The sequence below is a fragment of the Ottowia sp. VDI28 genome (assembly GCF_049532675.1).
Classification (GTDB): Bacteria; Pseudomonadota; Gammaproteobacteria; order Burkholderiales; family Burkholderiaceae_C; genus Ottowia.
Window position 1 is genome coordinate 3,012,869 of the sequence record NZ_CP149820.1, and the last position, 24,962, is coordinate 3,037,830.

18 protein-coding genes and 2 pseudogenes are annotated in these 24,962 nt (G+C 62.5%); 17 read left to right on the forward strand and 3 right to left on the reverse strand.

Annotation, left to right across the window (positions count from 1 at the left end):
• Positions 1 to 3 precede the first annotated feature (3 nt).
• A complete protein-coding gene (metE, locus tag WJU18_RS14370) occupies positions 4 to 2,295 on the reverse strand; it encodes a 5-methyltetrahydropteroyltriglutamate--homocysteine S-methyltransferase (protein WP_423460696.1) in 2,292 nt (763 codons plus the stop codon).
• A gap of 113 nt (positions 2,296 to 2,408) precedes the next feature.
• On the opposite strand from metE, the pseudogene WJU18_RS14375 reads away from it, so the two are divergent.
• Positions 2,409 to 3,313 (forward strand): annotated as a pseudogene (locus WJU18_RS14375) (LysR family transcriptional regulator).
• Positions 3,314 to 3,336: 23 nt separating this feature from the next.
• On the opposite strand, the gene WJU18_RS14380 reads toward WJU18_RS14375, so the two are convergent.
• A complete protein-coding gene (locus WJU18_RS14380; RefSeq protein ID WP_423460697.1) occupies positions 3,337 to 4,752 on the reverse strand; it encodes a short-chain fatty acyl-CoA regulator family protein in 1,416 nt (471 codons plus the stop codon).
• A gap of 156 nt (positions 4,753 to 4,908) precedes the next feature.
• On the opposite strand from WJU18_RS14380, the gene prpC reads away from it, so the two are divergent.
• From prpC to WJU18_RS14405, 5 genes and pseudogenes are all read left to right on the forward strand, one after another.
• On the forward strand, positions 4,909 to 6,075 hold the full coding sequence (gene prpC, locus WJU18_RS14385) for a bifunctional 2-methylcitrate synthase/citrate synthase (protein ID WP_423460698.1): 1,167 nt from the start codon (positions 4,909 to 4,911) through the stop codon (positions 6,073 to 6,075).
• 124 nt (positions 6,076 to 6,199) lie between these two features.
• Positions 6,200 to 8,856: pseudogene (gene acnD / locus WJU18_RS14390) on the forward strand (Fe/S-dependent 2-methylisocitrate dehydratase AcnD).
• Between the two features lie 8 nt (positions 8,857 to 8,864).
• The gene (prpF, locus tag WJU18_RS14395; RefSeq protein ID WP_423460699.1) at positions 8,865 to 10,061 is read left to right on the forward strand and encodes a 2-methylaconitate cis-trans isomerase PrpF; all 1,197 of its coding nucleotides are present in this window, start codon (positions 8,865 to 8,867) and stop codon (positions 10,059 to 10,061) included.
• Positions 10,062 to 10,072: 11 nt separating this feature from the next.
• Entirely contained in the window at positions 10,073 to 10,939 is an 867-nt protein-coding gene (locus tag WJU18_RS14400) for an isocitrate lyase/PEP mutase family protein (protein ID WP_423460700.1), read from the forward strand.
• Positions 10,940 to 11,111: 172 nt separating this feature from the next.
• Positions 11,112 to 12,161 (forward strand): IS110 family transposase, encoded by a 1,050-nt coding sequence (locus WJU18_RS14405; RefSeq protein WP_423454084.1) that lies wholly within the window; start codon positions 11,112 to 11,114, stop codon positions 12,159 to 12,161.
• A gap of 438 nt (positions 12,162 to 12,599) precedes the next feature.
• On the opposite strand, the gene WJU18_RS14410 is transcribed toward WJU18_RS14405, so the two are convergent.
• A complete protein-coding gene (locus tag WJU18_RS14410) occupies positions 12,600 to 13,415 on the reverse strand; it encodes a ferritin-like domain-containing protein (protein ID WP_423460701.1) in 816 nt (271 codons plus the stop codon).
• 59 nt (positions 13,416 to 13,474) lie between these two features.
• On the opposite strand from WJU18_RS14410, the gene WJU18_RS14415 reads away from it, so the two are divergent.
• From WJU18_RS14415 to WJU18_RS14465, 11 genes are all read left to right on the forward strand, one after another.
• Complete coding sequence (locus WJU18_RS14415) at positions 13,475 to 13,999, forward strand: gamma carbonic anhydrase family protein (protein ID WP_423460702.1); 525 nt, start codon at positions 13,475 to 13,477, stop codon at positions 13,997 to 13,999.
• Positions 14,000 to 14,104: 105 nt separating this feature from the next.
• Positions 14,105 to 15,103, forward strand: coding sequence for an Hsp33 family molecular chaperone HslO (locus tag WJU18_RS14420; protein ID WP_423460703.1), 999 nt, complete (start codon positions 14,105 to 14,107; stop codon positions 15,101 to 15,103).
• Between the two features lie 18 nt (positions 15,104 to 15,121).
• Positions 15,122 to 15,889 (forward strand): tRNA (guanosine(37)-N1)-methyltransferase TrmD, encoded by a 768-nt coding sequence (trmD, locus tag WJU18_RS14425; protein ID WP_423460704.1) that lies wholly within the window; start codon positions 15,122 to 15,124, stop codon positions 15,887 to 15,889.
• 170 nt (positions 15,890 to 16,059) lie between these two features.
• On the forward strand, positions 16,060 to 16,443 hold the full coding sequence (gene rplS, locus WJU18_RS14430; RefSeq protein WP_423460705.1) for a 50S ribosomal protein L19: 384 nt from the start codon (positions 16,060 to 16,062) through the stop codon (positions 16,441 to 16,443).
• A gap of 115 nt (positions 16,444 to 16,558) precedes the next feature.
• A complete protein-coding gene (locus tag WJU18_RS14435) occupies positions 16,559 to 17,791 on the forward strand; it encodes an MFS transporter (protein WP_423460706.1) in 1,233 nt (410 codons plus the stop codon).
• Between the two features lie 140 nt (positions 17,792 to 17,931).
• Complete coding sequence (locus WJU18_RS14440) at positions 17,932 to 18,669, forward strand: NUDIX hydrolase (protein WP_423460707.1); 738 nt, start codon at positions 17,932 to 17,934, stop codon at positions 18,667 to 18,669.
• Positions 18,670 to 18,702: 33 nt separating this feature from the next.
• Positions 18,703 to 19,689 carry a CobD/CbiB family protein gene (locus WJU18_RS14445; protein ID WP_423460708.1) on the forward strand — a complete coding sequence of 329 codons (987 nt, stop codon included), beginning with the start codon at positions 18,703 to 18,705 and terminating at the stop codon, positions 19,687 to 19,689.
• Positions 19,690 to 19,948: 259 nt separating this feature from the next.
• A complete protein-coding gene (locus tag WJU18_RS14450) occupies positions 19,949 to 21,046 on the forward strand; it encodes an ABC transporter substrate-binding protein (protein WP_423461002.1) in 1,098 nt (365 codons plus the stop codon).
• Between the two features lie 245 nt (positions 21,047 to 21,291).
• Positions 21,292 to 22,320, forward strand: a complete 1,029-nt coding sequence (locus WJU18_RS14455) for a branched-chain amino acid ABC transporter permease (RefSeq protein ID WP_423460709.1) — start codon at positions 21,292 to 21,294, stop codon at positions 22,318 to 22,320.
• A complete protein-coding gene (locus WJU18_RS14460) occupies positions 22,317 to 24,143 on the forward strand; it encodes an ABC transporter permease subunit (protein ID WP_423460710.1) in 1,827 nt (608 codons plus the stop codon). The genes WJU18_RS14455 and WJU18_RS14460 overlap by 4 nt, the downstream gene beginning before the upstream one ends.
• The gene (locus WJU18_RS14465; RefSeq protein ID WP_423460711.1) at positions 24,143 to 24,880 is read left to right on the forward strand and encodes an ABC transporter ATP-binding protein; all 738 of its coding nucleotides are present in this window, start codon (positions 24,143 to 24,145) and stop codon (positions 24,878 to 24,880) included. Before WJU18_RS14460 ends, WJU18_RS14465 begins: the two co-directional genes overlap by 1 nt.
• Positions 24,881 to 24,962: the final 82 nt, after the last annotated feature.

Consider the following 24,962-nt stretch of genomic DNA (forward strand, 5'->3'; position numbering starts at 1 on the left):
TGATCAAGCCTCCGCCCGCAACTCCTTGGCTGCCTCCACCATTTGCGCGAGGGCCGGAATGACCTCGCCCCAGCGGCGGGTCTTCAACCCGCAATCAGGATTCACCCACAAGCGCTCGGCCGGAATACGCCGAGCGGCCTTCTTCATCAACTGAACCATGTGCTGCCGCGTCGGGATATTGGGCGAGTGGATGTCATACACCCCAGGGCCGATCTCGTTCGGGTAGTTGAAATGGTCGAAGGCGTCGAGTAGCTCCATGTCCGAGCGCGAGGTCTCGATGGTGATCACATCAGCGTCCATGCCTGCGATCGATGAAATGATGTCATTGAACTCCGAATAGCACATGTGGGTATGGATCTGCGTTTCGTCGCGCACGCCGTTGGCAGCGATCCGGAAAGACTCCACGGCCCAATCCAGATACTCTTTCCACTGGGATTGGCGCAGCGGCAGGCCCTCGCGCAGGGCCGCTTCGTCGATCTGGATCACGCGCACGCCGGCCTTCTCAAGATCCAGCACTTCCTCGCGGATCGCCAGAGCGAGCTGCCTGCATGAGGCCGAGCGGGGCTGGTCGTCGCGCACGAAAGACCAGTTCAGGATGGTCACCGGTCCCGTCAGCATGCCCTTCATGGGCTTGCTCGTGAGCGATTGCGCATAGGCGATCCATTCGACCGTCATGGCCTTCGGGCGGCTGATGTCTCCAAACAGAATCGGCGGCTTCACGCAGCGCGAGCCATAGGATTGGACCCAGCCGAACTGGCTGAAGGCATAGCCTTCAAGCTGCTCGCCGAAATACTCGACCATGTCGTTGCGCTCGGCCTCGCCATGCACCAGCACATCCAGACCCAGTGCTTCCTGCTCACGCACGCTGCGCTCGATTTCCTTCTTCATCTCGGCCCGGTAGCGGGCTTCGTCCAGGCGTCCGGCCTTGTATTCGCTGCGGGCATGGCGGATCTCGATTGTCTGCGGAAAGGAGCCGATGGTGGTGGTGGGATAGAGCGGCAGGTTCAGCAAGGCGGATTGCTTGGGGTGGCGCTTGGCATAGCTGTTCTCGCGCAAGCCGAGGTGAGGCGCGATCTTGGCCACGGCTGCCTGTACGGCCGGGTTATGCACGCGCGGTGAGCCGCGGCGTGCGGCCAGCGCCTGCGCATTGGCGGCCAACTCGGCTTTCACTGCCTCGCGGCCCTCCCGCAAGGCCTTGCCCAGCACACGCAGTTCATCCAGCTTCTGCAGCGCAAAGGCCAGCCAGGACTTCACCTCTTCATCCAGCTTTTGCTCCTGAGCCAGATCCACTGGCACATGCAGCAGCGAGCATGAGGGGGCGATCCACAGCCTGTCGCCCAGGCGCTCCGCCAGCGGCTCAAGCCAATCCAGCTCAGCGGTGAGATCGGTCTTCCAGATGTTGCGGCCGTTGATGACCCCCAGGGACAGTACCTTGTGCCCTGGCAGCAACCCCAACAGCGGAAGAATATCGTCGCGTCCGTTGATAGCGTCCACATGCAGGCCCGCCACCGGCAAGTTCGCCGCCAGGTACTTGTTTTCCTGCAGCGGGCCGAAGTAGGTGGCCAGCAACAGCTTGAGGCGGCTGATCTTCAGATGGTGGTAGGCTGTATTGAACGCGTGTTGCCAGTCCGCGCCCAGCTCCGTCACCAGAATGGGTTCGTCGATCTGTACCCATTCCACGCCCTGGCCGGCCAGCACGTCCAGGAGCTCCGAGTACACAGGCAGCAGACGGGAGAGCAAGGCCAGCTTGTCGGAGTCGTCCTTCGCTTTGCCAATGGAAAGATAGGTGACGGGGCCGATGATCACGGGCTTGGCGTTGATCCCTTGTGCCTTGGCCTGCGCCAGTTGCGCCAGCAAGCGCGAGGTGTCCAGCTTGAATTCTGTGGCCGCGGTGAACTCGGGCACGATGTAGTGGTAGTTGGTGTCGAACCACTTCGTCATTTCGCCCGCCGCCACGCCGCCGCAGCAAGCCGCGTGCTCTTCGGCGGAGGCGGCTGAACGCCCGCGGGCCACACGGAAATAGTTGTCCAGTGTGTCGCCATGAAAGCCTTGCACGCGCTCAGGCAGATTGCCCAGGGCGAAGCTCATGTCCAGCACCTGATCGTAGAACGAGAAATCGCCCACAGGCACCAGGTCGAGGCCTTGCTGGTCTTGCCAGTGGCGCTGGCGGAGTGCGGCGCCGGTGGCCTCAAGCTCATCGCGCGAAGAGGCGCCGTTCCAATACGACTCCAGCGCGAACTTCAATTCACGCCGTGCGCCGATGCGGGGAAATCCGAGGTTGTGGATGGTGGTCATGTGCTGCTCCGTGCGGGTACTACAAGAAGGGACGGATGCTAGACAAGATATTCAATGAAGTAAAATGGTCTTATCTCACGTATTCATGAGCTGAATTCATAGAAAAACTCGTCATGCTGGAACGAATACATCTGGCCGTGGTGCAGGAGGTTGAAAAGCAAGGCTCGCTGACCGCAGCTGCCGATGTGCTCTGCGTGACGCAGTCAGCCCTGAGCCACAGCATGAAAAAGCTGGAGCAACAGCTGGGCACCGACATCTGGCTGCGCGAAGGCCGCAGCTTGCGCCTGACCCAGGCGGGCCAGTACCTGCTGGCGGTGGCCAACCGGGTGCTGCCGCAACTCAGCCTGGCCGAGGACAAGCTCCGCCAGTTCGCGCAAGGGGAGCGGGGCACGCTGCGCATCGGCATGGAGTGCCATCCTTGCTACCAGTGGCTGCTCAAGGTGGTGTCGCCTTATCTGGCCACATGGCCCCATGTCGATGTCGACGTCAAGCAGAAATTCCAGTTCGGCGGCATCGGTGCGCTCTTCGGCTACGAGATCGATCTGCTGGTCACGCCCGACCCTCTCTACAAGCCCGGCCTGCATTTCGAGCCGGTATTCGACTACGAGCAGGTATTGGTGGTGGCCAGCGAGCACCCCTGGCGAAGGCGAGGTATGTGAAGCCCGCGCAACTGACGAAAGAGGTGCTGATCACCTATCCCGTGGAAACCGACCGACTTGACGTATACAACCAATTTCTTTTGCCAGCCGGCGTCTCACCCCGGCATCACAAGACCATCGAGACCACCGACATCATGCTGCAGATGGTGGCCAGCGGACGCGGCGTGGCGGCGCTGCCGCGCTGGCTGGTGCAGGAGTATGCGGACAAGCTGGACGTGGTGCCCGTGCGTTTGGGGCAAAGCGGAATCGCCAAGCAGATTCACCTGGGTGTGCGTGAGGCGGATATGGACATCGACTACCTGCGCGCCTTCATCGAGCAGGCGAGGGCGCTCTCCGAAACCGTGGGTGTCGGTGTCTGAGAGCGTGAATACGTTCTGACCATCTACTTTCGCCCAAACCCGTAGGGCGCCAGGCGGCTCTGGTTCTCGTCCACATCCAATGTCCGGCCGATGAAAGGGAACGCGCGCTGCGGACAGACCTCCCGCTCACACACCTTGCATCCCATGCCGATAGGCGTGGCCGCATCAGGATCGCTCAGATCCAGCCCCTTGGCATAGACCAGCCGGTGCGCATGCCGCACATCGCATCCCAGGCCTATGGAAAACACCTTGCGCGGCATACCCCAGCCGCGCGCGCCGCTGGAGACTGTGCGGGCAATCCAGAGGTACGTGCGGCCATCCGGCATGCGCGACAGCTGCGGCAGGATGCGTCCCGGTTGGCCGAAAGCCTCATACACATTCCACAGAGGGCAGGTGCCTCCCGTACGGCTGAAGTGAAAGTGGGTGGCGGATTGGCGCTTGCTGATGTTGCCCGCCCGGTCCACTCGCACGAAAAAGAAGGGCACCCCTGGGGCGCCAGGGCGCTGTAGGGTGGAAAGGCGGTGGCACACGGTCTCGAATCCCACGCCAAAGCGCTGGCCCAGCCGGTCTATATCGTGCCGCAGTGCCTCGGCGGTCTGCAGGAATTCTCCGTAGGGCAGCAGCAGCGCGCCGGCAAAGTAATTTGCCAGGCCCACTCGCGCCAGGCGATGCGCGTCCACATCCGTGGTGAAGGGGGGCACACTGATCAGGTCGTCGATGGCCTCGCTGTGTTCCAGCAGGGCGAGTTGGGTGGCGAGCTGAAATGCCAGTTGTCCTGGGGCCAGGGCGTCGGACACCACCAGCGACCGCGCGGCGGGGTCGAACCGGCGCTTGCTGGCATCAGTGTCCTGGGTGTGGAGCACGCGCACGCCATGGCGCTTCTGCAGGCGCTCGGCCAGCCAGTCGGCCAGGTGCGCGCCCCGCGCCTGGGCCTCGCTGGCGAGGTCTTCCGCCGACCGGTCGAGGATGTCGAAATGATTCTGCTGCGAGAAGAAAAAATCACGTACCGCTTCGAAGGCCATGGCGCGTGGCAGGGCGGCGTCGGCGCGGTCGTCACCCAATCTCAGAGCCACTGATTCAGCGCGTTCCAGGGCCTCCAGGCTGCGCCGGTGCAGGGCGAGGACGGCCTGCGCCAGCGCGGGCATCTGCGCGGCGACCTCCTTGAGTTCCGGCAGCGTAATGGACTGCGGGGCATCGGCCAGCGCTTCCTGCAAAGCCGCCACCATGCGAGCCTCTTCGTCCTCGGAAAACTGCTGTACATCCACACCCAAGATATGGCTGATCTTGAGCAGCACCGCCACGGTCAGCGGGCGCTGGTTCTGCTCCAACTGATTCAGGTAACTGGGAGAGAGCCCCAGGGCTTGCGCCAGGGCGATCTGGGACATGCCTCGCTCGGCGCGCAGGCGGCGCAGCTTGACGCCCATGAAGGTCTTCTTCATGCCGTTCTTCTTTGATGGCGATTCGCAAAATTCGCAAATCTGGAGGAATTCATTCGCACTTATTCGCCTTTTTAGCCCTTCATGGGTGTGCGTATTTTGCGTAAATTGCGAATTATGACAACCCCTAATGCACCCGGTCCAACAGGAGTCCCGTTCATGAGTACCCCCGCCGAAGCTGTGACGACTGGCTCGTTCAAACCCAAGAAATCGGTTGCGCTTTCCGGTGTGACCGCAGGCAATACCGCCCTCTGCACCGTCGGCCGTACCGGCAACGATCTGCACTATCGCGGCTATGACATTCTCGACATCGCCGAAGTCTGCGAGTTCGAGGAAATCGCGCACCTGCTGGTGCACGGCAAGCTGCCTTCCCGTGCGGAACTGAAGGCGTACAAGGCCAAGCTCAAGGCCATGCGCGGCTTGCCCGCCAGCGTGAAGGAGGCGCTGGAAGCACTGCCCGCCGGTGCGCACCCGATGGACGTGATGCGCACCGGCGTCTCGGCCCTCGGCTGCGTGCTGCCCGAGAAAGACGACCACAACCTGCCCGGTGCGCGCGACATTGCCGACCGGCTCATGGCCAGCCTGGGCTCCATGCTGCTCTACTGGTACCACTGGAGCACGCAGGGCAAGCGCATTGGCGTGGAAACCGATGACGATTCCATCGGCGGCCACTTCCTGCATTTGCTGCATGGGCACAAGCCCAGCGAAGCCTGGGGGCGTGCGATGCACACCTCGCTTAATCTGTACGCAGAGCATGAGTTCAATGCGTCCACTTTTACTGCGCGCGTGATAGCCGGCACCGGCAGCGACATGTATTCGAGCATCGCCGGTGCCATTGGCGCGCTGCGTGGCCCCAAACACGGGGGCGCCAACGAAGTGGCTTTCGAAGTGCAGAAGCGCTATGACGGCCCTGACGAGGCCGAGGCGGATATTCGCCGCCGCGTGGAAGCCAAGGAGGTCGTGATCGGCTTCGGCCATCCGGTGTACACCGTGAGCGATCCGCGCAACATCATCATCAAGGGCGTGGCCAGGAGGCTCTCGGAAGAGGCAGGCTCCACCAAGATGTTCAATATTGCAGAGCGGCTGGAGAGCGTGATGTGGGAAGCCAAGAAGATGTTTCCCAATCTCGATTGGTTCAGCGCCGTGAGCTATCACATGATGGGGGTACCCACGGCCATGTTCACGCCACTGTTCGTGATCGCGCGAACCAGCGGCTGGGCCGCGCACGTGATCGAGCAGCGGGTGGACAACAAGATCATCCGGCCCAGCGCCCATTACACGGGGCCTGAGGATCTTAAGTTCGTGCCGATCGAAGCGCGCGCCTGACGTTCTTGACAAAGTCTCCAAATCACTCCGTCATACCGGCGAAAGCCGGTATCCACTGACAGCGCCTCGTCCGCGGCTGCCGATGGATATCCGCTTCCGCCAGTGTGATGAGCTTTCCCTCACAATGAACACTGCCCACCGCAAACCCCTCCCAGGCACCGCGCTTGACTATTTTGATGCCCGCGCCGCCGTGGAGGCTCTTCAACCTGGCGCCTGGGATGAGTTGCCCTACACCGCCCGCGTCCACGCTGAGAATCTGGTGCGCCGCGCTGAACCGGCGCAGTTGAGCGCTTACCTGCGCCAGCTCATCGGGCGCAAGCGCGATATTGATTTCCCATGGTTTCCCGTGCGCGTGGTGTGCCATGACATCCTCGGCCAGACGGCGCTGGTGGATCTGGCCGGCCTGCGCGACGCCATCGCCAAAGAGGGCGGCGACCCGGCAGCTGTCAACCCTGTGGTGCCCGTGCAGCTCATCGTCGATCACTCGCTGGCTGTGGAGTGCGGAGGCTTCGAGCCCGATGCCTTCGCCAGGAACCGGGCCATCGAAGACCGCCGCAATGAAGACCGCTTCCACTTCATCGAGTGGACGAAAAAGGCGTTCGCCAATGTCGATGTGATCCCCGCCGGCAACGGCATCATGCATCAGATCAACCTGGAAAAAATGTCCCCCGTGGTCTATGTGCAAGACGGGGTGGCATTTCCTGACACCTGCGTGGGCACCGACAGCCACACCCCCCACGTCGACGCCCTGGGGGTGATCGCCGTGGGCGTGGGCGGCCTGGAGGCCGAGAACGTCATGCTGGGCCGCGCTTCATGGATGCGCCTGCCCGATATCGTGGGCGTACGGCTCGCGGGCCGCCGCCAGCCGGGGATCACGGCCACCGACGTCGTGTTGGCCATGACCGAATTCCTGCGCAAGGAAAAAGTGGTTGGCGCCTATCTGGAGTTTTTCGGTGACGGCGCGCGCAGCCTCACCATTGGCGACAGGGCGACCATCTCCAACATGTGCCCCGAATACGGGGCCACCGCGGCACTCTTCGCGATCGACGAGCAAACGCTGGAGTATCTGCGTCTCACAGGGCGCGAAGAAAAACAGATTGAACTGGTCGAGGCCTACGCCAGGGCTGCGGGCTTCTGGGCCGAGACGCTGCGGAACGCGAAGTACGAGCGCGTACTGGAGTTCGATCTCTCCAGTGTGGTGCGCAACATGGCCGGTCCCTCCAACCCCCATCGCCGCTTGCCGACCTCGGCGTTGGTGGATCGCGGCATTGCCGGAGCCATCAAGCTGGAAATGGCACAAGCCGAGGAGGCCGAAGGCCTGTTGCCGGATGGCGCTGTCATCATCGCCGCCATCACCAGTTGCACCAACACCAGCAATCCGCGCAATGTGATCGCTGCCGCGCTGCTGGCGCGCAATGCCAACCGCTTGGGACTGGTGCGCAAACCCTGGGTGAAGTCGTCACTGGCGCCCGGTTCCAGGGCCGTGGAGTTGTATTTGAAGGAAGCCGGCTTGCTCGGCGATCTGGAAAAACTGGGCTTTGGTATCGTGGCTTTCGCCTGTACCACCTGCAATGGCATGAGTGGTGCGCTGGATCCCAAGATCCAGCAGGAAATCGTGGGCCGCAACCTCTACACGACGGCCGTGCTTTCGGGTAACCGCAACTTCGACGGGCGCATCCACCCTTACGCCAAGCAGGCCTTCCTGGCTTCACCCCGCTGGTGGTTGCCTATGCCATCGCGGGCACGGTGCGTTTCGACATCGAAAACGACGTGTTGGCCGTGGTCAACGGCAAGGACATCCGGCTCAAGGACATCTGGCCCAGCGACGAGGAAATCGACGCCGTGGTGCAGGCAGCCGTCAAGCCGGCGCAGTACCGTGCCGTGTACGAACCCATGTTCGCCATCCGCCGGGACGACGGTGAAAAGGCTGCCCCCCAGTACGCCTGGCGAGCGCAATCCACCTATATCCGTTGCCCGCCGTATTGGGATACCGAAGGCGTTGGGGCTTTGGCCGCGAACCCGCGCACGCTCAAGGGCATGCGCCCGCTGGCATTGCTGCCTGACAACATCACCACCGACCACCTTTCCCCCTCCAACGCCATCCTTCCGGATTCCGCCGCGGGCGAATACCTCGCCAGGATGGGGTTGCCCGAGGAGGACTTCAATTCCTACGCCACCCACCGGGGCGACCACCTGACGGCGATGCGCGCCACTTTCGCCAACCCCACGTTGAGGAATGAAATGGTGCGGGATGCTTCCGGCTGCGTGCAGCCCGGCTCGCTCGCCCGCGTGGAGCCGGAAGGCAAGGTGGTGCGCATGTGGGAGGCCATCGAAACCTACCTCAACCGCCGCCAGCCGTTGATCATCGTCGCAGGCGCAGACTACGGCCAGGGCTCCAGCCGCGATTGGGCCGCCAAAGGCGTACGCCTGGCGGGCGTGGAAACCGTGCTGGCAGAGGGGTTCGAGCGCATCCATCGCACCAACCTCATCGGCATGGGGGTATTGCCGCTGGAATTCAAGGCCGGCACCAGCAGAATGACGCTGGGCCTGGATGGCACGGAGACCTACGACGTCGTGGGCGAACGCACACCGCTCGCAGAGCTCACGCTGCTGATTCATCGCCCGGGCGGCCAAACCGAGCAGGTGCCCGTGACCTGCCGTCTCGACACCGCGGAGGAAGTCTCGGTCTACGAGGCCGGCGGTGTGCTGCAGCGCTTCGCACAGGATTTTCTGGCGTCTAATCAAGGATCGACACAGGAGTCGATACAGGAATCGATATAGGGATCGATATGACCTCACATTTGCCTCAAATCAAAATACCCGCCACCTATATGCGCGGCGGCACCAGCAAGGGCGTGTTCTTCCGTCTGCAGGATCTGCCCGAAGCGGCGCGGCTGCCGGGCGCCGCGCGGGATGCCTTGCTCATGCGCGTGATCGGCAGCCCCGACCCCTACGGAAAGCAGATCGATGGCATGGGCGGCGCGACATCATCCACCTCCAAGACAGTGATTCTTTCGGCATCGAGCCGGCCCGGGCACGACGTGGATTACCTGTTCGGCCAGGTGTCCATAGACAGCAACTTCGTCGACTGGAGCGGCAACTGCGGCAACCTCTCGGCGGCCGTCGGGCCGTTCGCCATCGCCAGCGGCTTGATTTCCAGAGAGCGCATTCCCGAGAGCGGCATCTGTACCGTGCGCATCTGGCAGGCCAACATCGGCAAAACCATCATCGCGCACGTGCCTGTCACCAACGGGCAGGTGCAGGAGACAGGAGATTTCGAACTGGACGGCGTGACTTTTCCTGCGGCCGAGGTGCCGCTGGAATTCCTGGACCCCGCGGATGAAGGAGAAGGCGATGGTGGTGGTGCCATGTTCCCGACGGGCCGCCTGATCGATGACTTGGAAGTGCCTGGCGCTGGCACGTTCAAAGCCACGCTGATCAACGCCGGCATTCCCACCATCTTCCTGAACGCCGGCGAACTTGGGCTGACAGGTGCCGAATTGCAAGGTGCCATCAATGGCGATGCGCAGGCGCTGGCCCGCTTCGAAGCTATCCGGGCCTGGGGCGCGGTGAAGATGGGGCTGATCCGCGATATCGCCGAAGCTGCTACGCGGCAGCATACCCCCAAGGTCGCTTTCGTCGCCCCGCCTGCCGATTACGTGGCTTCCAGCGGCAAGTCCGTGAAGGCCGCTGAGGTCGATCTGCTGGTGCGCGCGCTTTCCATGGGCAAGCTGCACCACGCCATGATGGGCACCGCAGCGGTGGCCATCGGCACGGCTGCCGCCGTTCCCGGCACGCTGGTCAACCTGGCAGCGGGTGGCGGCGAGCGCCGTTCGGTGCGCTTTGGGCACCCCTCGGGCACCCTGCGCGTAGGCGCCGAGGCGATGGAAGAAGGCGGCCAATGGAAAGTCACCAAGGCCCTGATGAGCCGCAGCGCCCGGGTACTGATGGAAGGCTGGGTCCGAGTACCTGGCGATAGTTTCTGAACGAGGAAGATATGTCTGCATCTACCCGCAAACAACTCAAGCAATTGGCCGAAGCACGCCGCGGCGTGCTGGTGCCCGGCGCCTTCAACGCGCTTTCCGCCAAAGTGATCGAAGACCTCGGCTTCGAGGCTATCTACATCACAGGCGCAGGGGTGACCAACATGTGGTTCGGCTTGCCTGATCAGGGCTTCATGGGCCTGGCCGACATCGCGGACCATACGGCCCGCATCCGTGATGCGGTGAGCGTGCCGCTTCTCGTCGATGCCGATACGGGCTTTGGCAACGCGCTCAACGTCTATCACACGGTGCGCACCTTGGAGCGCGCGGGCGCTGACTGCATTCAGCTCGAAGACCAGGTGGCCCCCAAGCGCTGTGGCCATTTTTCGGGCAAGGAAGTCATCGATACCGAAGAAGCCGTCAGCAAGATCAAAGCCGCGGTGGATGCCCGCCGAGATCCTGATCTGCTCATCATGGCCCGCACCGACGCCGCTGCCACGCATGGCTTCGAGGCCGCCGTGGAGCGCGCGCAGAAGTTCGCCGAGGCGGGCGCCGACATTCTGTTCGTCGAGGCCGTGACCAAGCCTGAAGAAGTGCGTGCGTTGCCGCAGCGCCTATCCAAGCCTCAGTTGATGAACATGGTGATCGGCGGCAAGACTCCCATCTTCAATGCCACCCAATTGGCCGAGCTGGGCTTCGGTATCGTGCTCTATGCCAACGCGGCCTTGCAAGGTGCCGTGATGGGCATGCAGAAGACGCTGACCGTGCTGCGTGACGAGAAGGAAGTGCAGGAGTCCAGCGGCCTTGTCGCGCCATTCGCCGAACGCCAGCGGCTGGTGGACAAGCCGCATTGGGATGCGCTGGAAAAGCAATACACCTGAGGCTGCAAATCAGAATCTGACCCCAATTTCTTCGGAATCTGACCCCAATTTCTTGCTTTTTCTCGTCATTCCCGCGAAGGCGAATACGAGGGGACTTCCCACTTACCAGGAACGGCGTCGAAGCGCCAAGATTGAGGTGCGAACGTCAATCTAAAGAGTAAGGAGAAGTCCCATGAGTGAGATTACACGAGTTGGAGTGGATCTGGCCAAGAACTTGATTCAAGTGCATGCGGTGGATGCTCAGGCAGGTGTGTTGGTGCGCCGAGCGCTAGCGCGGCGAGGTTTCCTGCCCTGGTGCGCGAAGTTGCCTGCCGGTTGTTTGGTGGTGATGGAGGCGTGTACTGGAGCGCATCACTGGGCACGCCGGCTCAGCCAGCTTGGTTTGCAGGTGCGCCTGATCGCGCCTCATCTAGTGGCGCCATACCGTTTGCAGGGCAAGAAAGGCAAGAATGACGCCAATGATGCTGCGGCGGTGTGCGAGGCTGCCAGCCGCCCGCAAATGCACTTTGTGCCGATCAAGACGACCGAGCAGCAAGCGATCCTGGGTGTACACACCCTGCGTCAAGGCTGGGAGAAAGACAGAACTGCGTGCATCAACCGTATTCGTGCACTGCTGGCCGAGTTTGGTCTGGTGTGTCCTGAAGGGGTGGGCAAGCTCAAGGAGCAGCTGACCCAGCTCAACGAGGATGCCAGCAACGAGATGCCCGCGCTGGTGAGATTAAGCATTGAGCGACTGCAAATGCAGTGGCGCCAGCTTGATCAGGACATTGGCTGGTGCGAGCAGCGCATTGCACAACACATCAAGCAAGACAGTCGAGCTCAGCAGGCTCAGCAGCTACTGGGTATTGGGCCTATAGGCGCTTCGGCGCTCGTGGCCAGCGTGGCCGACTTCAGTCAGTTCAAAACGGCTGCGCAGTTTGCTGCCTGGCTGGGGTTGACACCCTCGCAGCACTCCAGCGGTGGCAAGAGCCGCCTTGGCGGCATTACCAAGCAGGGAGATACGTATTTGCGGATGCTGCTGGTGCAGGGCGCCAAATCGGCCATTCACTGCAGCAAGCCACGCCAGGAGCGAGTGTGGCTGTGGGCGCAGCAGTTGCGTGAGCGCATGGGCTGGCAAAAGGCGGCTGTCGCGCTGGCAGCCAAGAACGCCCGCATTCTATGGGCGATGTTCACGCGAGGCCAGCCATTTGTGGCCAATCATGTGAGCGTCAAACCGACGTAGAAGTAGATCGACACATGTTTCGTTTATCAAAAAAATGATGTTTCAACAGGACGGCACTTCGCAGATCAATTGAACAGGTTAGACCGGCAGCGGATAAGCTCGATGGATTCCAGGTGGCCTGTTCAGGCCACGAAAGGCGAATGGGAGCCTCCGCTGAGCGGCTCGTATCTGGGTCCGACACCAAGCTCTTCGTAGCTCGTCAACAAGACCGTCAGTAGGTAGGCCGTCTTTCTTCGTTCAGTTCAGTGTCCTTGCAGTCAGCTCCGTAATAAACAACTAAACCATCAGAACCATCAGAAATAACAACCATATTCGCTTGACAACGTGGGATGCCCCAGTAGGGAATCCAGGGGGCTGTGAGATGGCACTGGAGTCCCGCTTGTAGGAGAGCGACGAACGAAGGCTTCAATACGGCCATCGTCGGCCGCGAAGGCCGTTTCAGGTTTCCTCGCCGGATGGCTTTGCCAGTGCGGCCAGCTCGGCTTCCATGAACCCAGCCCGCAGCCGTGCGGCGGTATTGAATGGGCCTCTCAACCTTGGCGCCTGGTATTGCCGCGCCACCAGCTTGTAGTGCGCGACGGGCTCCAGCCCCTGGCGTTCGCAAAGCCAGCGGTACCAGTGATTGCCTATAGCCACATGGCCGATCTCATCGCGCAGGATGATGTCGAGGATGCCGCAAGCGGCCACTGCATCGGGCGTGCCCACTGCCCGCAGCTTGTTCTGGATGAGAGGCGTGGCGTCGAGCCCCCGCGCCTCCAGGGTGCGAGGCACCAGAGCCATGCGGGCCGTGATGTCATCCTTGGTCTTTTCGCACATGCTCCACAGCCCATCATGCGCCGGAAAATCGCCATAACGGTGGCCCAGTTGCGTTTGAAGGTGCTCGTGCAGGAGGCTGAAGTGATAGGCTTCCTCAGTGGCCACGCGAAGCCAGTCGCGATAGAACTCGTCTGGCATGCCGGCGAAGCGCCATAGGGCATCGAGCGCCAGATTGATGGCGTTGAACTCGATGTGGCAGATGGCGTGAATGAGTGCTGCCCGGCCCTCGGGCGTGTGCACGCTCCGTTGAGGCACTTTTCCGGGCGCGATCAGTTCGGGGCGGGCAGGGCGCCCAGGCAGCAGGACGGGCTCTTCCAGGCGCTGTCCAGCTTCTACCGAAAGGCTGTCCCCCTGGCTGGAAATGGTGGCCACCAAAGCCAGTTTTCGTTCAAGATCGGATTCGCAAAGGGCCTCAAGGGCCAAAGGACGCAGCAGCATCCCTAAAATTGTAGGGACTACCACGTCATACCCCACGAATTGAACAGGAGGCACGATCAATGGCCGTATACGAACTCGATGGAACATCACCGCAAGTGGCGCCGAGCGCCTGGATCGCCGATTCGGCAGAAGTCATCGGCAATGTGACGCTCGGCCCCGATGCCAGTGTCTGGTTCGGCTGCGTGCTGCGCGGCGATACCGAGAGCATGTCGGTCGGGGAGGGCAGCAACATCCAGGATCTGACCGTGATGCACGCGGACCATGGCAAGCCGCTCACGGTGGGCAAGTATGTGACCGTGGGACATAAAGTGATGCTTCATGGCTGTACGATTGGCGATGAATCGCTGATCGGTATCGGCGCCGTGGTGCTCAACGGGGCCAAGATCGGCAAGAATTGCCTGGTGGGGGCCGGTTCCCTCGTGACGGAGGGCAAGGAATTTCCGGACGGCAGCATGATCATGGGCGTGCCAGCCCGGGTGGTGCGCCAGCTCACGCCCGAGCAGATAGAGGGGCTGCGCAACAGCGCGCGGCACTATATTGAAAACGCGCGAAAGTTCCGTGCCACGTTGAAACGCTTGCCTTGATAGTACCCCGTGTCATTCCCGCGCAAGCGGGAATGACGGAAGCGGTCATGCTGATCATCTCAACCCATGCCTTGGATTTGCCCATAAAGCCCTGATCTACGCTGAATGTCTTCTGAACTCCACAAATTCCTCTTCGACGGCCTGCCAGTGCGCGGTCAGCTGGTGCGGCTGACCGATGCATGGCAGGAGATCCTGCGCCGCCGCGCCTCCAACACCCAAACCGGCGCTTATCCCCCGCCGGTGAGCGAGTTGCTGGGTGAAATGGTGGCCGCCAGTGTGCTGATGCAGGGCAACATCAAGTTCGATGGGGCGCTGGTGATGCAGATTTTTGGCGATGGGCCCGTGAAAGTAGCTGTGGTGGAGGTGCAGACCGACCTGCGCTTGCGCGCCACTGCCTCGGTGGTGGGCAGTGTCGAAGCTGGCGCGCGGCTGCCGGAGATGGTCAATGCCCAAGGCAAGGGCCGGTGCGCCATTACGCTTGATCCGTCGGACCGGCGTGCGGGGCGCCAGCCTTACCAAGGTGTGGTGCCTCTGCAGGACGCAGACGGCCGCAAGCTTCAGACCGTGTCGGAAATGATCGAGCACTACATGCGCCAATCAGAGCAGCTCGACACCACGCTGGTGCTCGCGGCAGACGAAAAAGTGGCCTGTGGCCTGCTGATTCAGCGCTTGCCGGTGCAGGGTGAATCCAATCTGTCGCAAAGCAGTGTGGCGCGCGAGGACGAATCGGGCCAGGGCGAGGCCGTGGAAGACGATTACGAGCGCATCGCACTGCTGGCGCGCAGTCTCAAGCGCGAGGAACTGCTGGAGCTGGATGCCGATACCATCCTGAGGCGCCTGTTCTGGGAGGAAAACCTGCTGCGCTTTCCCTCGATCGAGGGCGAGCAGGGTCCGCGCTTTGCCTGTTCATGCAGCCGCGAGCGGGTCTCTGCGATGCTGCGCGGCCTGGGCAAGGAGGAGGCCGACTCGATCCTCGCCGAGCAGGGCCGGATCGAGGTAGGGTGCGATTTCTGCGGAAAGCAGGAGCACTTCGACGCCGTGGACGTCGGGCGTATCTTTACGCCGGCACAGGATCTGCCTCCGGCCACACCCGCTATTCAATGACCGTACGCTCCTGCCGCCATGCGTTTTGACGTCATCACGCTATTTCCGGAGCTGTTCGCCCCGTTTCTTGAGGCCGGCATCACCAGGCGCGCGTTCGCCAGCGGCCAAGTGGAGCTGAAGCTCTGGAATCCGCGCGATTTCGCCGAGGGCAACTACCGCCGTGTCGATGACCGGCCTTTCGGCGGCGGCCCCGGCATGGTGATGATGGCCGAGCCTCTGCTGCGCTGCCTGCAAGCCGTGCGTGCCAGCCGGGGCGAGGCCGAGGATTCGGCCGCGCCGGTGGTGCTGTTTTCGCCCATTGGCGAGGTGCTCTGCCATTCGGCTGTCGAGCGTTGGTCTCAAAGCAGCGGGGCCATTCTGGTCTGCGGGCGCTATGAGGGCATCGACCAGCGTTTCATCGACGCTCACGTCGATATGCAGATCAGCCTGGGGGATTTTGTGCTCTCGGGCGGTGAAATCGCCGCGCTGGCACTGCTCGATGCTGTGGCTCGTTTGCAGCCAGGGGTGCTCAACGACGAGGGCAGCTATCAGTTGGACAGCTTCAATCCGGCCCTCGACGGCCTGCTGGATTGCCCGCACTACACTCGGCCGGAAGTCTGGTGCGAGCAGGCTGTGCCGCCCGCGCTGCTCTCCGGCCATCACGCGCAGATCGAGCGCTGGCGGCGTGACCGGAGCATTGAGCTGACGGCGCTTCACCGCCCTGATCTGATCGTTGCCGCGAGGGCCAGGGGGCACTTGAGCACGGCGGACGAGGCGGTACTTACCGCATCCGGCAAACGTGTTTGAGCTATTGGCCGCATCCAGGCTATAATCAAAAGCTTTTCGATCCTCTGCCGGCCGCGGCGCCATGGGGTTTCGCATGAAAACTTGTATGAGAATTCTTGCGAAAACGCCCATCGAACCTGAAAAGGGCCGCCTTTTGTGTAGCGCGCGCATGATCGAGAATAGGAAAACCAATGAACCTGATTGAAACCCTCGAAAAAGAGGAAATCGAGCGCCTCGGCAAGAAAATTCCCGAGTTCGCTCCTGGCGACACCGTGATCGTGAGCGTCAACGTGGTCGAAGGTACGCGCAAGCGCGTGCAGGCCTACGAAGGTGTCGTGATCGCCAAGCGTAACCGTGGCCTCAACAGCGGCTTCACCGTTCGCAAGATCTCCAGCGGCGAAGGCGTTGAGCGTACGTTCCAGACCTACAGCCCGCTGATCGCTGGCATCGAAGTCAAGCGCCGTGGTGACGTGCGTCGTGCCAAGCTGTACTACCTGCGCGAGCGCAGCGGCAAGTCGGCCCGCATCAAGGAAAAGCTGCCCAGCCGTGTCAAGGCGGCCAGCGCCGAGGCCTGATCTCCAGAAGCCTTTTGAAAAACCGCCTGCGGCATCCGCCCAGGCGGTTTTTTGTTTTTATTCAGCGCCTATTCCTGATTGAAGAAGGAAGAAGAGGGCGCCGGTATCGAATCTCATGGATAGCCTAGTTAATCAAGAGCCAACTCAAGGCTCCACGCCACCATCATCAGCCGCTGCCGGCTCCGGTCATTCGTTCCTCAAGGCCTTGCTCGCACTGGGTATGGGCGGTTTCAGCATCGGCACCGGCGAGTTTGTCATCATGGGCTTGCTGCCCGATGCCGCCGATGACTTGGCAGTCTCCATTCCCACCGCTGGCCATCTGATCAGCGCTTACGCGCTGGGCGTGGTGGTGGGGGCTCCGATTCTGGCCGTACTCAGCGCCAAAATGCAGCGCGGTACGCTGTTGATGGCGCTCATGCTCTTCTACGCGCTGGGCAATTTCGCGAGCGCCATTGCCCCTGGCTATGAGTCCATGGTGCTGATGCGTCTGCTGAGCGGCTTGCCGCACGGCACGTATTTTGGTGTCGCGGCGCTGGTGGCCGCGCATCTGGCGCCTCCGGGCAGGCGCGCGCAGGCGGTAGGCTACGTGATGCTTGGGTTGACGGGCGCCACCCTGGTGGGGGTGCCTCTGGCAGCTGGTCTGGGGCAGTGGCTTGGCTGGCGGGCCGCATTCGCGCTGGTGGGCGTGATCGCCTTGCTGTGCGTGGGCCTGGTGTGGCGCTGGATTCCTCCGCTGCCGGCGGGTGCCGGTGCCAGCCCGTGGCGTGAATTGGGTGCGCTGCGGAGCAAGCAAGTGTGGCTGACGCTGGGCATCGCCGCGATCGGCTTTGGCGGCATGTTCGCGGTATTCAGCTATATCAAGCCCACGCTCATGAACCTCGCGGGATTGCCAGTGCAGTGGGTGCCCTTGGTTCTGGCGCTCTTTGGCGCTGGCATGGTGCTCGGCAACCTCGTGGGCTCCCGCCTGGCTGACAAGGCGCTCATGCCAACGATAGGCGGGCTGCTAGTGTGGTCGGGGATTGTCCTGGCGCTTTTCTGCTTCACGGCCTATCACCTCTGGTTGGGGGCATTCAACGTCCTGTTGATCGGCACTGTTGTGGCCATCGGGCCGGCGCTTCAGATCCGCCTCATGGATGTGGCGGGTGATGCCCAGACCCTGGCGGCGGCCCTCAACCATTCGGCTTTCAACATGGCCAATGCGCTGGGGGCGTGGTTGGGCGGCATCACGATCGCCAAGGGCTTCGGCTGGGCCTCCACCGGCTGGGTGGGGCTGCTGCTGGCACTGGGCGGCCTGGCCATATTTGGCATCGCGTATGCGGATATGCGCCGCGAAGCCCCTGCGCAGTAGCTTGCCCCTCTGGGACCGCCAAGCTCCAGCTTGGCAAGCGGCGCCTTCACGTGACGCAGTTGCCAAGCTGGAGCTTGGCGGTCCCAGGGGGCAGAACCCTCTGCCGAAACGCCCTATGGCTTGCAGCACTACACTAGCTCATGGCCCTCACGCCTCTATCCAAATTACCGAACTTCGATCCGAAACGGATCCCCGCCACCGCCACCGATGAGCACCTGCCCGCCGTGCCGCCTGAACGGCTCACGCCGGCAGGTTTGCGTGCGCGTTTCCGTGCGCCCCCTGTCTGGCAGCCGGAGGTGCGTATGGAACCCAAATTTGAAGACCGCACCCCTGCGCCAGCCGCTGTGCTGGTGCCGCTGGTCGAGCGCTCCTCGGGCTTGTCAGTCCTGCTGACCGAGCGCACCGCGCATCTGTCCACGCACTCAGGCCAGGTCGCCTTTCCAGGCGGAAAGGTCGATCCGGGAGATGCCGACGTCGTGGCCGCGGCGCTTCGTGAAACGGACGAGGAGGTCGGCCTGGCGCGCAGCTTCATCGAAGTGATCGGGCAACTGCCGATCTATACCACTGGCACGCAGTTCAGCGTGACACCCGTAGTGGCGTTGGTGCGTGAGGGCTTCGTGCTGCATCCCAATGCCGATGAGGTCGCCCATGCTTTTGAAGTCCCGCTCGCATTCCTGATGAATCCGGCGCATCACCGGCGTCACCGCTTTGAGTGGGATGGTGTCTCCCGCGAGTGGTTCTCCATGCCCTATGCGGAAACCCTGGTGGACTCCGCTTCAGGGGAGTCGCCGCCGTCGTCCACACGCACGGTCGAGCGTTTCATCTGGGGCGCCACTGCAGGGATGTTGCGTAACTTCTACAGATTTCTGTCCGCCTGAAGGCGGCTGCACGACACGCTCTATCATCGGCCCATGGCCCTTTTCGCGATCGTCATAGCGCTGCTTCTGGAACAGGTGCGCCCGCTGGGGCCAGGAAACCCCGCGGCAGCAGGACTGCGCCATTGGGTGCGCTGGGTTGGCCGCAGCGTCGATGCGGGGGGAATGCATCACGGATGGCTGGCCTGGGTGCTGGCCGTGGGGATGCCCACCGTCGTCGCGTTGGCCGTCCATTGGGCGTTGCTGTGGCTGGGTGGTTGGCCGGTGGCGCTGATCTGGAGCGTGATGGTGCTGTATCTCACGCTGGGCTTCCGGCAGTTCAGCCACCACTTCACGGGCATTCGCGATGCATTGGAAGCCGGCAACGAAGACCGTGCCCGCGAATTGCTGGCGCGCTGGCAGCAGGTGGATGCGAGCCAGTTGCCTCGTGCCGAGATCGTGCGCCATGTGATCGAGTATTCCGTACTGGCGGCGCATCGCCACGTGTTTGGTGTGGTGGCCTGGTTTTGCATTCTGGCCATGCTGGGGCTCGGGCCGGCAGGCGCCGTGTTCTACCGCAACGCCGAATTCGCGGCCCGCTACTGGCGCCGCAAGGCGCAGGCCGCGGACCATCCTGCCAGTCCGGCGCTCCGAGCGGTGGCCGATGCCGCCTGGCATGCCATCGATTGGCTGCCCGCACGCATGACTGCCGTGGGCTTTGCCATCGTCGGCAGCTTCGAGGATGCCATCGACGCCTGGCGCAACTATGCCAGCCGCTTTGCCGACAGTAACGACGGCGTCATTCTCGCAGCCACTGCGGGGGCCATTGGCGTGCGCCTGGGTGGTGCGGCACTGCGGCCGGTGACCAATGGTCTGTCCGCCCAGCCGGCAGGCGTGCATGAATCCGTGGCTAGCACGGATGGTCTGCCGGGCCAGGAACCCCAATCCGCGCATCTTGCGCAGGTCGTAGGGCTGGTGTGGCGCATGGTGGCCTTGTGGTTGCTGCTGCTGGTTCTGCTCACCCTGGCGCATGTCATCGGTTAGGGTATCCCTCGCCGTATAAACCCGGGCTAGGGGATGTATACGGCTGCGCTTACATTATTTAAGAGGCGCCTGAGGGTATTCACTGAGAATTCAGCTTCGTTCCGGGGGCAACCGCTTATTACAATTGTCGACCGTTTGGTCGGTTAATTCCTGAGCCTTGGGCGAAGGGGGCCGAAACACCTGTTTCATTTGTTTTAAGGAGTGTGTGGCTGTGAACATCAAGAAGACTGTTCTGTCTGTTCTGGTTGCCTGTCTGCCCATGGTGGCGGCGGCGGACGTGACGGTGGGGGTCACCGTCTCTGCTACCGGCCCTGCGGCCTCGCTGGGCATCCCCGAGAAAAATACCTTTTCCATCCTGCCCAAGACACTGGGCGGCCAGCCCGTGAACTATGTGGTGCTTGATGACGCCTCCGACACCACAGCTGCCGTCACCAATGCGCGCAAACTGATCTCCGAGCGCAAGGTCGACGTGATCATCGGCTCTTCTACCACGCCGGCCTCTCTGGCCATGATCGACGTGATCGCCGAAGCCCAGACGCCCATGATCACCTTGGGGGCCTCGGCCGCCATCATCGAGCCGATGGACGCCAAGAAGCGCTGGGTATTCAAGACGCCCCAGAACGACATCATGATGGCACTGGCCATTGCCGAGCACATGGCCAAGGAAGGCGTCAAGACGGTCGGCTTCATCGGCTTCTCCGATGCCTATGGCGAAGGCTGGTACCGCGAGACCGTCAAAGCGCTCGACATCAAGAAAATCAAGCTGGTAGGCAACGAACGCTATGCGCGTACCGACACCGCCGTCACCGGCCAGGTCTTGAAGCTGATGGGCGCCAAGCCCGATGCCATCCTGATCGCTGGTTCCGGCACGCCGGCCGCACTGCCGCAGAAAACGCTCAAGGAGCGCGGCTACGCCGGCAAGATTTACCAGACGCACGGTATCGCCAATGCTGACTTCCTGCGCGTAGGCGGCAAGGACGTGGAAGGCACGTTGCTGCCCGCCGGCCCCGTGCTGGTGGCTGAGCAACTGCCTGCCAGCAACCCGGTCCGTAAATCCGCATTGGCCTATATCCAGGCCTATGAAGGTGCCTATGGCAAGGGCAGCGTTTCCACCTTCGGCGGCCACGCATGGGATGCCGGCCAGATCCTGTCTGCCGCGGTTCCCGTGGCGCTCAAGAAAGGCCAGCCAGGCACGCCCGAATTCCGCGCCGCACTGCGTGACGCGATGGAAGGCGTGAAAGAGGTGGCAGGGGCCCACGGCATTTTCAACATGTCGGCCAACGATCACCTCGGTCTTGATCAGCGCGCGCGCGTCATGGTGAAAATCCAGGGCGGCAAATGGGTGTACCAGCCCTGATCAACCTATAGGCGAGATGGTCTGGCTGGTCAGCATCCGCAGATGATGACCAGCCATTGATCATGGAAAGCCCGTATCTCCTGCGCTTGCATATGAAATATACTGCGCATTGCCAGGAGGCACTTTATTTCACATTTTCTTTGGCAGATCGGACCAGGCTTCCATAGGCTTGGCCCGATCTTTCGTGCTGTGCATACGGCGGTCCAGGGCCATGTCCCGGATCGCCGCTTAACCAAGATGATTTGATGGATTTGCAAATCGCCCTGATGCTGGCGCAGGATGGCGTGGTCAACGGCGCGATCTATGCGCTGATGGCGCTCGCGCTGGTTCTTGTGTTTTCAGTCACGCGTGTCATTTTCATCCCACAAGGTGAATTCGTGACCTTTGCGGCGCTTTCCATGGCTGCGCTGCAGGCTGGCAAAGCGCCCGCCGTGATCTGGATGCTTGTCGCGCTGGCAGTTCTTACCCTGGCTGTGGAAGCTTGGCGCCACATGCGAGGCGTCCGGGTCGACTGGATGGCCACCGCCTTCTGGGCAGTCGGCATGCCGGTGGTGGCGTGCGCGCTCATATGCGGGCTCAAGCCCACGTCCCAGATCGGGCAGACGCTGGCGGTGCTGGCGCTGATCATCCCCATGGGGCCCTTGCTTTACCGCCTGGCTTTCCGCCCGCTGGCGCATGCCACGGTGCTGATTCTGTTGATTGTCTCAGTGGCCTTGCACGGTGTGCTTACCGGGCTGGGGCTCTACTTCTTTGGTGCCGAGGGTTCGCGCACCAGCGCCTATTCCGAGGCCCGCTGGGATCTCGGCGGCATCCCCGTGACCGGCCAATCATTGGTGGTGGTAGCCGCGGTGGTGATTCTGGTGGCCGTGATGTTCCTTTTCTTTGAGAAGTCGATCATCGGCAAGGCGCTGCGGGCTACAGCCATGAACCGGGTCGGCGCGCGGCTGATGGGCATCCCCACCGAGCTATCGGGTGATCTGAGCTTTGCCCTGGCAGCGCTGATCGGCGCGGTGTGCGGCATCTTGATCGCCCCGATCACCACCATCTATTACGACACCGGATTCATCATTGGCCTGAAGGGCTTCGTGGCCGCGATCGTGGGCGGGCTTTCGAGCTATCCGCTGGCGGTGGTGGGCGCCTTGTTGGTAGGGCAACTTGAATCCTTTTCTTCATTCTGGGCCAGCGCATTCAAGGAGGTATTGGTGTTCACCCTCATCATTCCCGTGTTGTGGTGGCGTTCGCTGAACACGCACCACGTGGAGGACGAGGAATGACTTCGCGCCGTCTTACGCTCATTGCCATCGTCCTGCTGGCGTTGGTCTGGTCTTTCCTGCCGCCGTTCACGGTCACGCTGCTGAACTACATTGGCCTGTATTCCATGGTCGCCGTCGGCCTGGTGCTGATCACCGGCGTCGGGGGCATGACTTCGTTCGGCCAGGCGGCCTTCGTCGGTCTGGGCGCTTATGCCACGGCCTGGATCTGCACTTCCCCGCAGGCGCAGCAGGCATTGGCCGCGCTGCCTCCCGGCCTGCTGCCCTGGCTGGGCCTGTTGCTCGGACTGGTGGTGACGGCACTGGTGGCCTGGGGCCTGGGGGCTGTCACGCTGCGCCTGTCGGGCCACTATCTGCCGCTGGGCACCATTGCCTGGGGCTTGAGTCTCTATTACATCTTCGGCAACCTCGAGGTATTGGGCGGGTTCACGGGTATCACCGGCGTGCCGGCGCTCTCGATCTTCGGGCTGGATCTGGCTTCGCCGCGCGTGCTGGGCATTCTGATCTGGGCTGTGCTGCTGCTGGGTATCTGGAGCTTGCACAACCTGCTCGACTCCCGTGAAGGCCGCGCCATCCGTTCCTTGAAAACCGGCCGCGTGATGGCGGAATCCATGGGGGTGGACACGGCCAAGCAGCGCATCAAGCTGTTCGTGCTGGCCGCACTGCTCGCGTCCGTCTCGGGATGGCTCTATGCCCACCTGCAGCGCTTCATCAACCCGACCCCGTTCAACATCAATATCGGCATTGAATACCTGTTCATGGCGGTGGTGGGTGGCTCCGGCCACTTATGGGGTGCTGTGCTGGGTGCCACGTTGATCACGTTGCTGAAAGAGCAGTTGCAGGATCTGCTGCCCAAGCTTCTGGGCGCCAGCGGCAACTTCGAAGTGATCGTATTTGGTCTTTTGATGCTGTTGGTATTGCAGCGCGCCGCCGACGGCCTCTGGCCTCTGCTGGCGGGCTGGACACGGCGTTTCATGAAGCCAGAGCCTGCACGCAGGAATGCCGTGGCGCCCGCCCAACTCGCGCAGCGCACCTTGCCCCAGCCGGGCGAGATAGTGCTGGCGGCGGACGACGTCACCAAGCGCTTCTCGGGCCTCATCGCCAACAACGCCGTCAATCTCACGGTCAAGAGCGGCGAAGTGCACGCCCTGATCGGGCCCAACGGTGCAGGCAAGAGTACCTTCTTCAACATGATCTCGGGGGTGGACGATCCCACCTCAGGCAGCGTCAAGCTCATGGGGCAGCCCATGAACGGCAAGCCTTCGCGCGCCTTTGCCGCGCTGGGCCTGGGCCGCACCTTCCAGCACGTGCGCCTGCTGGGCCAGCGCAGCGTGCTGGAGAACGTCGCCCTGGGAGCCCACTTGCGGGGCCATCGCGGTTGGGTCTCGGCCATGCTGCGCCTCGACCGCCATGAGGAAGCTGCTTTGCTCGCCGAGGCGCGCCGCCAGATCGAGCGCTGTGGATTGCTTGAATACATCGACACGCCGGCTGCGTCGTTGCCGCTGGGCCAACAGCGGATTGTGGAAATCGCCCGCGCATTGGCAGGCCAACCGGCCGTGCTGCTGCTCGACGAACCCGCGGCGGGCCTGCGTCACCTGGAAAAGCAATCACTGGCCGCGCTGCTCGCGCAGTTGCGTGCCGAAGGTTTGGCCATCCTGGTGGTTGAACACGATATGGAATTCGTCATGAACCTGGCAGACCGCGTTACCGTGCTTGAATTCGGTACGGTCATTTCCACCGGCACTCCGGTGCAAGTGCAGGCCGATCCGCGTGTGATGGCTGCCTATCTGGGTGGCGACATCCCGGAAGCAGGGGAGAGCGCCTGATGAGCAAGCCTTTGTTGGAACTGGAAGGGTTCTCGGTCTGCTACGGTCCGGTGGAGGCCGTGCATCAGATCTCGTTGACGGTGGGCGACGGTGAGATCGTTACCGTGATCGGCCCCAATGGCGCAGGCAAATCCACCTTGCTCAATGCCACCATGGGTCTGCTGCGGTCCAGCGGTTCGCTCACCTTGTCCGGCAAGCGCATGACGCACCCCTCGGTGGAGGCCATGGTGGCGGCCGGCGTCGGGCTGGTGCCGGAAAAGCGTGAGCTTTTCGGCGAGATGTCCGTCGAAGACAACTTGCTGCTAGGGGGCTTCGCCCGCTGGCGGCGCGGCCAGCGCGACCAGAAGGCCCGCATGGGTGAAGTGTTCGAGATGTTTCCGCGCCTCTCCGAGCGGCGCGCGCAGATGTCGTCGACGCTTTCCGGCGGTGAGCGGCAGATGCTAGCCATCGGCCGTGCGCTCATGGCGCGCCCCAAGCTGCTGATGCTCGACGAGCCGTCCCTTGGCCTGGCGCCGCTGATCGTGCGCGAGGTCCTCAACATCGTGGCCTCCCTTCGAAGCCTGGGCGTTTCGGTGCTGCTGGTGGAGCAGAACGCCCGCGCCGCGCTGCAGGTGGCTGATCGAGGCTATGTGCTCGAAATGGGTGCCGTCGCCTTGGAAGGGGCGGCGAGCGATCTCCTGCATGACCGCCGCGTCATCGAAACCTACCTGGGTGTGGGCGGCCAGAAAGCTGCCTGATCACACCCCCGTTGCCCGAGTCAGGTGATGGCTTGGGCAGTACAGTCCAGGGCAAGGGCCCTAGCTTCCTGCAACTTTTAGG